The organism is Pseudomonas sp. FYR_2 (genome assembly GCF_043106425.1).
Lineage (GTDB): Bacteria > Pseudomonadota > Gammaproteobacteria > Pseudomonadales > Pseudomonadaceae > Aquipseudomonas > Aquipseudomonas monteilii.
Window position 1 is genome coordinate 65,520 of sequence record NZ_JBICMM010000038.1, and the last position, 12,815, is coordinate 78,334.

Below are 12,815 nucleotides of genomic sequence, written 5' to 3' on the forward strand. Positions count from 1 at the left end.
CCCTTAGAAATTGTCAGTGGAGGTGAACACGCCGACCCGCAGGCCTTCGGCAGTGTAGATCTCGCGGCCGTCGACGCTGACCGAGCCATCGGCGATGGCCATGTTCAGCTTGCCCTTCAGGACGCGCTTGATGTGAATGTTGTAGGTGACTTTCTTGGCAGCAGGCAATACCTGGCCAAAGAATTTCACTTCACCCGAACCCAGGGCACGACCGCGGCCTGGCAGGCCCTGCCAGCCGAGGAAGAAGCCCACCAGCTGCCACATGGCGTCGAGGCCCAGGCAGCCCGGCATGACCGGGTCGCCTTCGAAGTGGCAGGCGAAGAACCACAGGTCCGGGTTGATATCCAGCTCGGCGACCAATTCACCTTTGCCGTACTTGCCGCCTTCTTCGCTGATATGGGTGATGCGATCGACCATCAGCATGTTCGGCGCGGGCAGTTGCGCATTACCTGGGCCGAACAGCTCACCGCGACTGCAGCGCAGCAGGTCTTCCCGAGTAAAGGCGTGTTGTTTGGTCATGCGAGCTCCTCAATAACCCCCTGTGGCAGGGGATGAACCTTCCCGGCCGGCCCGATACGCAACGCGTTCGGGGCGGCAGCCTACAGGTAGACTATTGCGTTGTGGTGAAAGTCACAGCGCACCTGGTGAAAGAAGTACAGGTGTGCACTGAAACGTCTATTTTCAGGTCCGATGAAGGTCCTGTCCAGTGTTTAAGACTGCCGCACTTTAGCATTTATCGCCAGTCGCGGTTGTCCGACCAGGCAACCAGCGCTGCAACACCCGTTGCAGTTCGGTGCGGCGCAAGGGTTTGCTCAGGTAGTCGTCCATGCCGGCGGCCATGCAACGCTCCCGATCGCCCTGCAAGGCATTGGCGGTCAAGGCGATGATCGGTAGCCCGGTGCCGTTGGGCAACTGCCGGATGCGCCGGGTGGCTTCATAGCCGTCCAGGTGCGGCAGGCGGCAATCCATCAGCACGGCGGCAAAGCGTTGCCGGCCGACCAGGTCTACCGCCTCTAGGCCATCCTCGGCGGTGCATACGGCCATCCCCAGGCTGCGCAACATGGCCTCGATGACACTCTGGTTGACCGGATTGTCTTCTACCAGCAGTACCTGGTCACTGTCGGTAACCGGCGTTGGTGCAGCCATTGGCGGCGCGAGCGGGACGGGGGCAGGGCTGGCAAGTGCCAGCGGCATCTCCAGGGTAAAGGTCGAACCCAGGCCTTCGCGGCTCTCCCCGCGCAGCTTGCCGCCCATGCGCTCGGCCAGGGTACGGGCGATCGACAGCCCCAACCCGGTGCCGCCATAACGGCGGGAAATCGAGCTGTCGGCCTGCTGGAAGGCGACGAACATCATTTCCAGCCGGGCACTGTCAATGCCGATGCCCGTGTCGCGCACGCTACAGGTCAGCCAGATCAATTGCCGGTCAAGCACCTTCCAGCGTGCTTCGACCTGCACCTGGCCCCGCTCGGTGAACTTCAGGGCGTTGCCCACCAGGTTCAGCAGGATCTGGCGGATGCGTGTGGGGTCACCGTTCACCTGCAGTTGCTTGATACCGGCAGGCAGTTGCAGGTGCAGGCCCAGGCCGCGCTGTTGGGCGCTGTGCTGGAACGACTGGACACTGCTGGTGATCAGTTCACCCAGGTTGAAGTCGATGTGTTCCAGTTGCAGCGCGGCGCGTTCGATGCGCGAGAAATCGAGGATGTCGTTGATGACCTTCAACAGATGCCCGGTGGACTCGCTGGCGACCGCCGTGTAATCGGCCTGTTCGGTGCTTAGCGATGTGGTCTCCAGCAGCTGCAGCATACCCAGCACGCCATTCATCGGCGTGCGCAGCTCGTGGCTCATCATCGCCAGGAAGTCGGATTTGGCGCGGTTGGCCTGCTCGGCCTCCTCACGGGCCTGAATCAGCTCGGCAATGGCCTGCTTCTGTTCATCGCTGGCCTTTTCCAGGGCGCTGGCCAGGTTGTTGATGTGGCGTGCCAGGTGGCCCAGTTCGCTGTCATCGACCACCGGCAAGGGGGTGTTGTACTCACCTTGCTGAATGGCCTTTACCGCATGGCCCATGTCGCTGATAGGCTTGGCCAGGCTCAGGGCCAGGCGGCGCGCCAGCAAAAAGGTGAACAGCAGCGCGAACAGCGCCAGGATGCCGGCTTTGATCACGATCTCCTGCTGGCGCTGGCTGAAGGCGTCATCGGACATACCAACGATGACCCGCCCCAGGTAGTCGTCACCGATGGGGGGGGTGGTGGCTTTGCCCTGTTGCAGGAAGTCGGTGTCCAGGCGGATTTGCTGCAGGCGGATGGGGGCCTGGAACACTTCAACCTGTTGCGCGCGGTTGGCGCTTTCGTCGGACTGCTCGACGTACACCAGAATGTGGTTGCGGCTGTCCTGCACTTCCAGAAAGCGGACGTGCGGGATGCTGAGGGTGGCCCGCATCAGTCCTTCGAGCACTTCGTTGTTGCCCGAAATCACCCCGTACTCTGATGCCGGTGCCAGCTGATTGGCGATCAGTTGCCCGGTGTGATTGAGCTCCTGGCGCAAGTCCTGGATGCGCACGAAGGTAAAGAAGCTGATCAACAGCAAGGTCAGCAGCAGGGCAGGGCCCAGGCTGATGATCTGGGTGCGGGTGTGGATATCCCAGCTCAGGCGCTTGCTCATGGGGTGGGCTCTCCTGCGGCCAGGGCTTTGGCAGCGGCGTTCGGATCGATCGGTTCAAGGCCCAGGGCGCGGGCCACCTGCTGGTTGCCACTGACGCCGTAGCGCGCCGGGTACAGGCTGCGTGGCCAGCGCGCTGGCGGCTGGTCGAGCAGCTGGTCGAGCTCTGCCAGCCAGTCGTCCTGATCGCTGTAGGTGCTGGCCAGGGCGCCGGCCCGCACAAACCCGGCGTTTGGGCCGATCAATGCCATTTGCCGGCCATAGCTGCTCAGCAGCAGGTTTTTCGCCGTCTTGGAGTTGTACAGGTTGGGGTCGTCCAGGGCCAGCAGCACATCGCTGTTGCCCAGCAGGTGCTGCAACGGCCGGCTGTCCCGTGGGTCGGACCAGTCCTGGGCAATGATCTCCAAGCCCATCGGGCGGGCAGCATGGCGCAGCTCGTCGAGCAAGAAACTGCTGTGTTCACCGTACAGCACGCCAATGCGCTGGGCCTGCGGCAACAAGTAGCGCGTCAGGCGTAATTGCCGGCCCAGCGGCGCGTCGCTCCACAACAAGGTAAGGAACGCAGGGCGCGACTTTCCCAGGCGCTGTTCAGCCTGTACCCGGCTGACCCGCATGGCCAGGGCCGGTGGGCCGGCGTTTTCACCCAGGCGCCACTCCAGCGCGGCGCTGTCGAGCAGAATCAGGCGCTGGTCCGCTTTGAGCTTGCTCGGGCGCGGCAGCTCGGCAGTGGTCAGAAAATGCACATGGTCATGCGGTCGGCGGCTTTCCAGCGCCGCGACAAAACTGCGGATGCCGGGCTGATCCTCAGCCCCTACCAGCAGGATCTCACTGGCCGACAATGGCCCGAGCGGCCACAGGCACAGCAGCAGCAGGCGCAGCAACACGGCCATCAGAACTCCAGCTCCGCGCTGACGCTCAGGCGGTGGCGGCTGTCGTAGCGGTTCTGGATTGCCGTGGTGGGTTCATCGTCCAGCCGCTGCTGCCACAGCGCCGCCAGCTCCAGGTTACTGCCATGCACCCGAAAACGCTTGGCCAGGCGTAGGTCCAGGCGCTCGTAGCGGTACTGGTTGAGTGCATCGTCACCGTAGTAGAACAGCGCGCTCGACCAGCCCGCCCCCCATTCGCGCATCCATCCGGCCGAGCCGCTGTTGTGGGCGCTGAGGCGGCGGTCGTCGGGGTTGCTGGCCCAGGCATCGACGTAGGCGTAGGTCAGGCGCAGGCGATCGCGCAGGGTGGGGCGCCAGTCCAGTTGTGCTTCGCTGCCACTGAAACGGGCCTTGTTGGCGTTGCTGGCGATGTACTGGTTGTTCTTCAAGGGCTCGCTGATCATTCCCGTGATTTCGTCGTAGAACAGCTTTACATCCATGCTCAGGTCGATGTCGCTGAAGTAGCCGTTGTAGCCGAGCTCGCGCGAGCGCATGCGCTCCTGTTCGAGGTCGCCGGGGCCACGGGTCTTGACGAAGTACTCGCCATTCTGCAGACCAAATGCATTGGGGGTGAGGTTCTTGACCGTGTAGCTCCAGTTGACGTTGTTCTCGAACATGTCGGGTGAGCGCACGGCCTCGGAATACACGGCGCGCAGGCCATGGCGCGGGGTGATCAGGTAGTTGACCGCCACGCGCGGGGTCAGCGAGCTGCCAGACAGGCGAGAGTCTTCGAGCATAGCTCCGCCCTGCAGGATCCAGTGTTCGTCGGCGCGCCATTCCAGCTGGCCGAACAGGCGCCAGGTCTGGTCGTCGAGGCTGCCGTTGAAGTAAGTCTGCGAGTCGGCCCGGTCATAACGGTAGTTTATGCCGCTGAGCAAGCGCAGGCTGTCGGTCAGGCTCAGGGTGTCCTGGATTTCCAGGTCGTAGCGGGTTTCACGGGTGCTCTGGTCCACGTCGCCGCAGACCACATGACTACCACCCTGTTCGTTCCATTGATCCTTGATGGCATCGACCAGGGCCTGCTCTTGTGGGTTGTTGCTGGAAGGTGGGTTGTTGGCGCCGCGCGCTACCAGCTCGGCGAAATTGGGGTTCATCTGCCAAAGCTGGGTCAGTTCGGGGCTGAATGACAGCGCTGCATCGCAGGCACGCCAGACCTGCTGACGGTCGAAGTGCTGCGCCGAGCCCTGAACATACAGGCTGTGCTCAGGGTTGAAGTCGATGCTCCAGCGCACCGAGCCCGCGTAGTCCTTGGCATTGACGTCAGCGTTGTCACCTTGCTGGGTGACATAGGGGAAGACCGGCTTATAGGTATAAGGCCGCTGGTTGCTGCCTTCCTTCGCCGCCAGTTGCCACTCCAGGGTCTGGTCCACTGCAAGGTTGTGGCTGGCGCTGAGGTTGAAGCGGGTAAGCCGGCGGCTGTCGCGGTAGTCCTGGCCAAACTGGTTTTCGTCGAAACCATCGTCCTGCTGGCCGGACAGCGACAGGCGCATGTCGCCGCCGTCCCAGCCAAAGCCGTGGCTGGCGTAGAAGTCGTTGATGCCATCCTGGCCGCGGGTCACCTTCAGCCGCGTGCCATGGCTGTCGGCAGGGTTGCGGGTGAGAATGTTGACCACCGCCATCAGCGCGTTGGCGCCGTAGCTGACGGTGTTCGGGCCGCGGAACACTTCGATGCGCTCGATATCCTCCATGGCCAGAGGGATGTCGCTCCAGTCCACGGTGGCCAGGCCCGCGCGGTACACCGAGCGGCCATCGATCAGTACCTGCATGCGGCGTGCGTCGTTGACGTTGCTGCCGTGGTAGTTGACCGTGGGTTGGTTACCGGCACCGTAGCCAATCATCATGCCCGGCACCAGGCGCAGTAATTCGGGGATGTCGCGGGCGCCACTGGCACGGATCAGCTCGCTGTCGAGCACGGTCATGCTACCCGGGACTGCCGCCGGGGATTGTTTGAGGCGTGTGGCAGTCAGAACCTGGGGCAGATCGGTGTTGTCAATGAACAGGTCGTTGGCCACAGCCGGGCTGCCGAGCAGAGCGGTCAGCATGAGCATGGGCAGGCGCGGGTACGGGGGCGTGCCAGGGAACACGGGGCGGCCTTGTATCAGGATTGAAACAGGCATGGTAACTGACCGTGGCGCATTTGCCAGTGACCTGCATGAGCGAGCCGGCCCCTTTCGCGGGAACAGAGACTGGTTCTGTCGCAGGCGAGCCGTATAATGGCGGGGTCGCCACTTAATTTTTGGCTTTAACGGATTGGATATGACTGAACAGCAACCTGTTGCAGTTCTGGGAGGCGGCAGCTTTGGCACCGCCGTGGCGAACCTGCTGGCGGAAAACGGTGTGCCGGTGCGTCAATGGATGCGCGACCCGGCGCAAGCCGAGGCCATGCGCGTCAATCGAGAGAATCCGCGCTACCTCAAGGGCATCCGGCTGCATGATGGCGTCGAGCCGGTCAATGACCTGCTGGCGACCTTGCAGGCCAGTGAGCTGATTTTCGTTGCCCTGCCGTCGAGCGCCCTGCGCAGCGTGCTGGCGCCCCATGCCGAGTTGCTGCGTGGCAAGGGCCTGGTCAGCCTGACCAAGGGCATCGAAGCGCAAAGCTTCAAGCTGATGAGCCAGATACTCGAAGAAATTGCCCCCGAAGCGCGTATTGGCGTGTTATCGGGCCCTAACCTTGCCCGAGAAATCGCCGAGCACGCGCTGACTGCAACGGTGGTCGCCAGCGAGGACGAGAAACTCTGCAAGCAGGTGCAGGCTGTGCTGCATGGGCGCACGTTCCGTGTCTACGCCAGCGCTGACCGCTTTGGTGTCGAGCTGGGTGGTGCGTTGAAAAACGTCTACGCCATCATCGCCGGTATGGCCGTTGCGCTGGGCATGGGCGAGAACACCAAGAGCATGCTGATTACCCGTGCCTTGGCCGAAATGACCCGCTTTGCCGTCAGCCAGGGGGCCAACCCCATGACCTTCCTCGGCCTGGCCGGTGTCGGTGACCTGATCGTCACCTGCTCCTCGCCCAAGAGCCGCAACTATCAGGTTGGCTACGCGCTGGGGCAGGGCCAAAGCCTGGATGAGGCGGTCAACCGCCTGGGCGAGGTGGCCGAAGGCGTCAACACCATCAAGGTGCTCAAGGCCAAGGCCCAGGAAGTGCAGGTCTACATGCCGCTGGTGGCGGGCCTGCATGCCATCCTGTTCGAAGGGCGCACGCTGAACCAGGTGATCGAGCACCTGATGCGCGCCGAACCCAAGACCGATGTCGATTTCATTTCCATCAGCGGTTTCAACTGAGCCTTTGGCGGCTCTGACACGAGCAAGGAGCGACACATGAACGATACGCCCGAACGCGCCCAGCGCGAGTCGATCATCCTGCGGGTGCTGTGGATGCTGGTGTTCCTGGTGGTCTGGCAACTGGCTGAACTGTTGTTGGGCGGGCTGGTGCTGGTGCAGCTGATCTACCGTCTGGTGTACGGCGCACCCAGCGCCAGCCTGATGAACTTCGGCGACAGCCTGAGCCAGTTCCTGGCACAGATCGGCCGCTTTGGTAGCTTCCACAGCGACCAGAAGCCATGGCCATTCTCTGACTGGCCTGCGCCGCGCGCGCCGGAAGGTGAAGCCGCGCATGCTGTGGCGCCGGCCCCGCACCCGGTGCGTGACGAGGAACCCACGCTGTGAAGCTGTGGGTACTGCGCCACGGTGAAGCGGAGTCACAGGCCAACACAGATGCCGAACGCCGTTTGACTGCCCATGGCCGCGAGCAGGTGCTGCACAGCGCTGCTCGCCTGCTCGGGCAGCCGTTGCAGGCAATTATTGCCAGCCCCTACGTGCGCGCCCAGCAAACGGCGGCGCTGGTGCATGACACGCTGGGCTTCGGCGAGCCGGTGCGTACCGTGCCCTGGCTGACCCCGGAAAGTGACGTGCAGCAGGTGATCGGTGAAATCGAGCGGCTGGGCCTGGAGCATGTACTGCTGGTCAGCCACCAGCCGCTGGTGGGGACCTTGGTCGGGGTGTTGGAACAGGGTCACAAGCAGCAACCGGCAGCCATGAGCACTGCAAGCCTAGCCGAGTTGGAAGGGGATTGGCCGCTTGCTGGGCTGATGACGCTGCGGGCGATCAATTCGCCGGCTTGATACCCGGGACGCAAAGCGCCCCGGGTTATCTGGAAGGCAACTGGCATTTTTGCCAGTTGTCGCGTTTGACGGCGCCTTGCTAGCGTTGCCCAAAAGCAATCAGGCAGGGAGCAGTGGATGAGCGGTGAGATGTGGGAGCTGTTGAGCTCCCTGGACCTGCAACCCACCATCAACCAGGTTGACCGGGGCGCCTCTCTCGACTTTGCCCGCTACAGCCTTCTACGCGAATCGGCCGATGCCAAGCTTTACCATCTGATGCACCGGGTGATGGGCAATCCCGATCTGGAGCCCGGCGCCAGGCAACAAAGCGAGCACGACTTACGCACCCTGCAGGATGCCTGCCTGCGAGTCTCTCACCTGCTACAAACCAGTTGTCTGGCCCTGCGCCGCCTGCAACTCGACCACCAGGACCAGCGCCTGGCCCGCGAAGCGCTGGAAAGCCAGTTGGTCTACATGCAAGCCTGCCTTCGCCGTTCACTGGCCAGTTTCGACCGGTCGGCGTGACCTGATAGCCCTCGCCGATGACCTTTCCGGACGTTGCCGAACGGGGCGCCGATGCCGACAATGAGCCATCATCCTCCGTCCGGACCAGGCGCCATGCCGCAGCAGATCTTCTTCGCCCATGCCAACGGTTTCCCCTCGGCTACCTATGGCAAGCTGTTCGCCGCCCTGGCGCCGGACTACCAGGTGCAGCACCTGGCCCAGCATGGGCACGACCCACGCTTTCCTGTGAATGACAACTGGCAGAGCCTGGTCGATGAACTGTTGCACCACCTGGCGCAACAGGACCAGCCGGTCTGGGGGGTCGGCCACTCGTTGGGTGGCGTATTGCACCTGCATGCTGCCTTGCGCTGCCCCGAGTACTACCGTGGTGTGGTGATGCTCGACTCGCCGGTACTCACCCGCGCCGATCAATGGCTGCTGCGCACCGCCAAGCGTTTTGGCTTCATCGACCGTATCACCCCGGCCGGGCGCACGCTGGGGCGCCGCGAAACGTTCAATGACCGCGACAGCGCCCGGGACTATTTCGCCGGCAAGTCACTGTTCCGCCATTTCGATCCCGACTGCCTCGACGCCTATGTCGAACACGGCTTGCAGGCGGCAGAGCAGGGCCTGCAGCTACGCTTCGACCCGGCTACCGAAATCAGCATCTACCGCAGTATCCCGCATACCAGCCCGGCGCCCGCGCGGCAGTTGCAGGTGCCGCTGGCCATGGTGCGCGGCGACCGTAGCAATGTCATTCGCCGCCACCACACCCTGGCCGTACGGGGCATGCCCCAGGGTGAATACCACAGCGTGCCGGGCGGGCACATGTTCCCGCTGGAGCGCCCTGCAGACACCGCCAGCCTGATCAAGGGCCTGTTCGACCGCTGGAGTCAGGCATGAGCGCACACGTCGAAGAAATCCGCCTGAGCCTGGGCCATATCGAGCTGGCCGCGCACCTGTTCGGCCCCGAGGACGGGCTGCCGGCGATTGCCTTGCATGGCTGGCTGGACAACGCCAACAGCTTCGCCCGCCTGGCACCGCAGCTAAAAGGGCTGCGCATCGTCGCCCTGGACCTGGCCGGGCATGGTTACTCCGAACACCGCCCGCCTGGCGCCGGTTATGCCTTGGCCGACTATGCCCATGATGTGCTGCGGGTGGCCGAGCAGCTCGGTTGGCAGCGTTTTGCACTGTTGGGGCATTCGCTTGGGGCCATCATTTCGGTGCAGCTGGCTGGCGCCTTGCCCGACCGGGTCAGCCATCTGGCGTTGATCGACGGCGTCATCCCGCCGACCGGTGCCGAGCAGGATGCAGGCGAACGTTTGGGGATGGCACTGCAGGCCCAGCTGCGGCTGGACGGCAAGCGCAAGTCGGTGTACGCCACGCTGGAAGACGGTGTGCATGCCCGGATGAAAGGCATGGTCGCGGTCAGCCGCGAGGCTGCCGAACTGCTGGCCCAGCGTGGCCTCATGCCGGTGCCGGGCGGTTACAGCTGGCGCAGTGACAGCCGCCTGACCTTGCCATCGCCAGTCCGCCTGAGCGAAGCGCAGGCCATGGCCTATGTGCGCAGGGTGAATTGCCCGGCGCAGCTAGTGGTCGCCGCCGATGGCATGCTGGTGCGCCACACCGCGTTGCTGGAGCAGCTACCCTTTGAGCAGGTGACGCTGCCCGGTGGCCATCACCTGCACCTGAACGATGAGCAGGGCGCGGCCCTTGTCGCAGACTGTTTCAATCGCTTCTTTGGCTTTGCTTGACTTGCACCGGACAACTGTCGAGGCTTGGCGGGTTGAACAGGGAGACAACCATGCAACTGCCAGACATCCTGGAACTTCATTTCGGCGCACGGCGCCGCCTGGGTCGCCAATGAGCGCGCCCGTTTCCATTCGTACTGCCCTGGCCGCTTGCCTGATGCTCGCCAGCCCCGTGTTATGGGCCGGCAGTTTGCCGGTGCCGGTGGACGCCAAGGTCGTCGACCAGCGTCCGGCCGTGGAGCAGGAACGCGTCTACCCGATGGGCCCGCTGCGCAAGATCAGCGGCCGCCTGCGGGTCGAAGACAAGGTCGAAAGCCGTGGCCAGGTCAGCTCGGTCACCTACGAACTGCCGGTCGAACGCACCGCCCGCGAAGCCTTCACCACTGCCCGTGAAGAACTGCAACGCGACGGGGGTTACCCGTTGTTCTGGTGCCAGGGCCGCGATTGCGGCGAGGCCAGCCTGTGGGCCAATGATGTGTTTGCCAATGCCCGCCTGAACGGTGGTGACGAGCAGCAGGCCTTCATCTTGCTGCGTCGCTCGGCGGAAGAGGCCGACACCCTGGTCGCGCTGTACAGCGTTACCCGGGGCAACCGCCGCGCCTACCTGCATGTGGAAGAGTTCGTCGCCGGCAACCCGTTGGGCGAACTGCTGCCGACCGCTGCCACGGTGCTGCGCGAAATGCGCGACACCGGCAAGCTCGACTACCCTGACCTGGCTGCGCCGCAAGACACCTGGGTGAATTTGCTGGCTCGCAGCCTGAACCTGGACAGCACCCTGCGTGCCAGCCTCAGTGGCGCTCAGGCCGAAGCCTGGCGTGAGGCGCTGGTCAAGGCAGGGGTGCGCAATGGCCGCCTTGAGGTCGGTAGTGCGCCCACCGACGGCCTGCACCTTGAACTGATCCGTTGAACGAGCGCCGCCATGGTTAACAATGATCGCCTGCTGGTCCAGATTCTGCTGTTGGCGTTGCTGGGGGCCGGCCTGTGGGTGATGGCACCGTTCATCTCGGCATTGCTGTGGGGGGCCATCCTGGCGTTTGCCAGCTGGCCGTTGATGCGTTTGCTCACGCGTGTGCTGGGCGGGCGCGAAACCTTGGCGGCCAGCCTGTTGACCACCGCCTGGATCCTGATTGTGGCATTGCCGCTGGTGTGGCTGGGGTTCAACCTGGCCGATCATATTCGCGATGCCACGGCGTTCGTGCGCGACGTGCAGGTGGACGGTTTGCCCGATGCGCCGGCCTGGTTGGGGGGCATACCGTTCGTTGGTGAGCGCCTGGTCAGTGGGTGGCAGTCGCTCGACCAGCAGGGGGCGGCCCTGCTGGCGTCGGTCAAACCGTACCTCGGGCAGGTGGGCAACTGGTTGCTGGCGCGCAGTGCGCAGATCGGCAGCGGAGTGCTGGAACTGACCCTTAGCCTGGTGTTCGTGTTCTTCTTCTACCGCGACGGCCCGCGCCTGTCGGCGTTCGTACTGCGCTTGCTGCACCGCCTGATGGGTGACCGCGCCGAGTACTACCTGGAGTTGGTGGCGGGCACCGTTCAGCGGGTGGTGAACGGAGTGATTGGCACAGCGGCTGCGCAGGGTTTGCTGGCACTGATCGGCTTCCTGATTGCTGGCGTGCCGGGTGCCATCGTGCTGGGCCTGGTGACCTTCATGCTCAGCCTGATCCCCATGGGCCCACCACTGGCCTGGATCCCGGCCACGGCCTGGTTGGTGTGGAAGGGCGAGTACGGCATGGCGGTGTTCCTGGGCATCTGGGGCACCTTTGTCATCAGCGGCGTGGACAACGTGCTCAAGCCCTACCTGATCAGCCGTGGCGGCAACCTGCCGCTGGTGATCGTGCTGTTGGGGGTGTTCGGCGGGTTGCTTGCCTTTGGCTTCATTGGCCTGTTCATCGGGCCGACCTTGCTGGCGGTCGGGTACAGCCTGCTGCTGGACTGGAGCCGTAACGCGGAACAAAACCACCACTGAGCCAGAAAACATGGCTTCGAGCAGGAAGAGTGGAAAGTGTCTGTCAACTGTAATTTTTGCTGGTTTTATTACCTGGTTCGGCCGGGTATTCTTTCTCTTCTTGGCCAGCAAAAGTTGGGGCATATTTAATGAACTATACAGTTTATGGCTGGGCGGCCGGCGTAGAGCACGCAGAATTGCATCTTGGTTTTACGGGTCACTTGTTGTTTAGGTCTTTCTATTTACTGGGTAATGGCAGTAGGGCATACAGCACTAGCCTTATGCGCTTTGTTTCTTCTGATAGATTCAGCCCGTTCGAAATAGGTGGGCTGAATAGCTATGCTTATTGTGAGTGCGATCCAGTGAATTTTTTTGACCCAAGTGGCCATGGAAAAATGCCAGTGCTTCGCCTTGCACGCGCGGATCGGCCAAATCCTCCCTCCAATCAAATGCCTGTTTTGACGCGTGAGCCAGCTTCGTACCATCGAACAGAGAGTTACAAGCAGTGGATGCGCGAAAAACAGAATGCATGGACGATGAAGACTGATTACGCCGCCAAGCAGAAAGATCGCCGAAATCGTACATACAAAAAGGTGGGTTCTAACGATTTCTGGAATATTGCTGAGGGTGCACAACCGATCACGCGGTCTGAACGGGCTGAGCTTCAGGACTATGTGGATAGTAATAGACCTCTCGTTGGTTTGTCTGGCAGTGAAAGTAACGACCTTCGGGGGATGGTATTGGATGCGATGGTGTCTGACCAAAATCAGCGGTTAGAGTTGGGGCTTGTGACTGGTGTCATCAGGGGCTTTTTTGATCGTCAACCGGATAGGCAGAAATTTACCCAAGGTAATTTGCATACGGTGGAAGAGAGTGTGAGAGGTGCTATCCAGAGAATGCGCCAAAGAAAAAGTTGATGCGATACTCAATGGCT

General features: G+C 62.7%; 13 protein-coding genes. 9 read left to right on the plus strand and 4 right to left on the minus strand.

Annotated elements, in window-relative coordinates:
- Positions 1–3: 3 nt before the first annotated feature.
- The 4 genes from fabA to ACF8R4_RS16190 all read right to left on the minus strand — a co-directional run bounded on the left by fabA (position 4) and on the right by ACF8R4_RS16190 (position 5,698).
- Positions 4–519 carry a 3-hydroxyacyl-[acyl-carrier-protein] dehydratase FabA gene (fabA, locus tag ACF8R4_RS16175; protein ID WP_051098991.1) on the minus strand — a complete coding sequence of 172 codons (516 nt, stop codon included), beginning with the start codon at positions 517–519 and terminating at the stop codon, positions 4–6.
- Positions 520–726: 207 nt separating this feature from the next.
- Positions 727–2,658 carry an ATP-binding protein gene (locus ACF8R4_RS16180; protein WP_392492897.1) on the minus strand — a complete coding sequence of 644 codons (1,932 nt, stop codon included), beginning with the start codon at positions 2,656–2,658 and terminating at the stop codon, positions 727–729.
- Positions 2,655–3,545, minus strand: a complete 891-nt coding sequence (locus ACF8R4_RS16185) for an ABC transporter substrate-binding protein (RefSeq protein ID WP_104834285.1) — start codon at positions 3,543–3,545, stop codon at positions 2,655–2,657. The genes ACF8R4_RS16180 and ACF8R4_RS16185 overlap by 4 nt, the downstream gene beginning before the upstream one ends.
- The gene (locus tag ACF8R4_RS16190; RefSeq protein ID WP_156867568.1) at positions 3,545–5,698 is read right to left on the minus strand and encodes a TonB-dependent siderophore receptor; all 2,154 of its coding nucleotides are present in this window, start codon (positions 5,696–5,698) and stop codon (positions 3,545–3,547) included. Before ACF8R4_RS16190 ends, ACF8R4_RS16185 begins: the two co-directional genes overlap by 1 nt.
- 139 nt (positions 5,699–5,837) lie before the next feature.
- Between ACF8R4_RS16190 and ACF8R4_RS16195 the strand changes: the two genes are divergently transcribed.
- The 9 genes from ACF8R4_RS16195 to ACF8R4_RS16235 all read left to right on the plus strand — a co-directional run bounded on the left by ACF8R4_RS16195 (position 5,838) and on the right by ACF8R4_RS16235 (position 12,798).
- On the plus strand, positions 5,838–6,863 hold the full coding sequence (locus ACF8R4_RS16195) for an NAD(P)H-dependent glycerol-3-phosphate dehydrogenase (RefSeq protein WP_060500858.1): 1,026 nt from the start codon (positions 5,838–5,840) through the stop codon (positions 6,861–6,863).
- A gap of 36 nt (positions 6,864–6,899) precedes the next feature.
- The gene (locus tag ACF8R4_RS16200) at positions 6,900–7,247 is read left to right on the plus strand and encodes a DUF4389 domain-containing protein (protein ID WP_392492899.1); all 348 of its coding nucleotides are present in this window, start codon (positions 6,900–6,902) and stop codon (positions 7,245–7,247) included.
- Complete coding sequence (gene sixA, locus ACF8R4_RS16205; RefSeq protein WP_060500861.1) at positions 7,244–7,702, plus strand: phosphohistidine phosphatase SixA; 459 nt, start codon at positions 7,244–7,246, stop codon at positions 7,700–7,702. Before ACF8R4_RS16200 ends, sixA begins: the two co-directional genes overlap by 4 nt.
- A 129-nt stretch (positions 7,703–7,831) precedes the next feature.
- Positions 7,832–8,206, plus strand: coding sequence for a hypothetical protein (locus tag ACF8R4_RS16210; RefSeq protein WP_060500865.1), 375 nt, complete (start codon positions 7,832–7,834; stop codon positions 8,204–8,206).
- Between the two features lie 93 nt (positions 8,207–8,299).
- Positions 8,300–9,088, plus strand: a complete 789-nt coding sequence (locus ACF8R4_RS16215) for an alpha/beta fold hydrolase (RefSeq protein WP_019099705.1) — start codon at positions 8,300–8,302, stop codon at positions 9,086–9,088.
- On the plus strand, positions 9,085–9,939 hold the full coding sequence (locus ACF8R4_RS16220; protein WP_104834287.1) for an alpha/beta hydrolase: 855 nt from the start codon (positions 9,085–9,087) through the stop codon (positions 9,937–9,939). The genes ACF8R4_RS16215 and ACF8R4_RS16220 overlap by 4 nt, the downstream gene beginning before the upstream one ends.
- A gap of 109 nt (positions 9,940–10,048) precedes the next feature.
- On the plus strand, positions 10,049–10,843 hold the full coding sequence (locus ACF8R4_RS16225) for a DUF4892 domain-containing protein (RefSeq protein WP_060500873.1): 795 nt from the start codon (positions 10,049–10,051) through the stop codon (positions 10,841–10,843).
- 12 nt (positions 10,844–10,855) lie between these two features.
- Positions 10,856–11,902: an AI-2E family transporter gene (locus tag ACF8R4_RS16230; RefSeq protein ID WP_060500875.1), complete on the plus strand. Its 1,047-nt coding sequence runs from the start codon at positions 10,856–10,858 to the stop codon at positions 11,900–11,902.
- Between the two features lie 128 nt (positions 11,903–12,030).
- Positions 12,031–12,798 (plus strand): RHS repeat-associated core domain-containing protein, encoded by a 768-nt coding sequence (locus ACF8R4_RS16235; protein ID WP_082426451.1) that lies wholly within the window; start codon positions 12,031–12,033, stop codon positions 12,796–12,798.
- The last annotated feature ends 17 nt before the right edge of the window (positions 12,799–12,815 follow it).

Coding starts and splice junctions, on each gene's coding strand:
- fabA (WP_051098991.1), bottom strand. CDS start 519: ATGACCAAACAACACGCCTTTACTCGGGAAGACCTGCTGCGCTGCAGT.
- ACF8R4_RS16180 (WP_392492897.1), bottom strand. CDS start 2,658: ATGAGCAAGCGCCTGAGCTGGGATATCCACACCCGCACCCAGATCATC.
- ACF8R4_RS16185 (WP_104834285.1), bottom strand. CDS start 3,545: ATGGCCGTGTTGCTGCGCCTGCTGCTGCTGTGCCTGTGGCCGCTCGGG.
- ACF8R4_RS16190 (WP_156867568.1), bottom strand. CDS start 5,698: ATGCCTGTTTCAATCCTGATACAAGGCCGCCCCGTGTTCCCTGGCACG.
- ACF8R4_RS16195 (WP_060500858.1), top strand. CDS start 5,838: ATGACTGAACAGCAACCTGTTGCAGTTCTGGGAGGCGGCAGCTTTGGC.
- ACF8R4_RS16200 (WP_392492899.1), top strand. CDS start 6,900: ATGAACGATACGCCCGAACGCGCCCAGCGCGAGTCGATCATCCTGCGG.
- ACF8R4_RS16210 (WP_060500865.1), top strand. CDS start 7,832: ATGTGGGAGCTGTTGAGCTCCCTGGACCTGCAACCCACCATCAACCAG.
- ACF8R4_RS16215 (WP_019099705.1), top strand. CDS start 8,300: ATGCCGCAGCAGATCTTCTTCGCCCATGCCAACGGTTTCCCCTCGGCT.
- ACF8R4_RS16220 (WP_104834287.1), top strand. CDS start 9,085: ATGAGCGCACACGTCGAAGAAATCCGCCTGAGCCTGGGCCATATCGAG.
- ACF8R4_RS16225 (WP_060500873.1), top strand. CDS start 10,049: ATGAGCGCGCCCGTTTCCATTCGTACTGCCCTGGCCGCTTGCCTGATG.
- ACF8R4_RS16230 (WP_060500875.1), top strand. CDS start 10,856: ATGGTTAACAATGATCGCCTGCTGGTCCAGATTCTGCTGTTGGCGTTG.
- ACF8R4_RS16235 (WP_082426451.1), top strand. CDS start 12,031: ATGAACTATACAGTTTATGGCTGGGCGGCCGGCGTAGAGCACGCAGAA.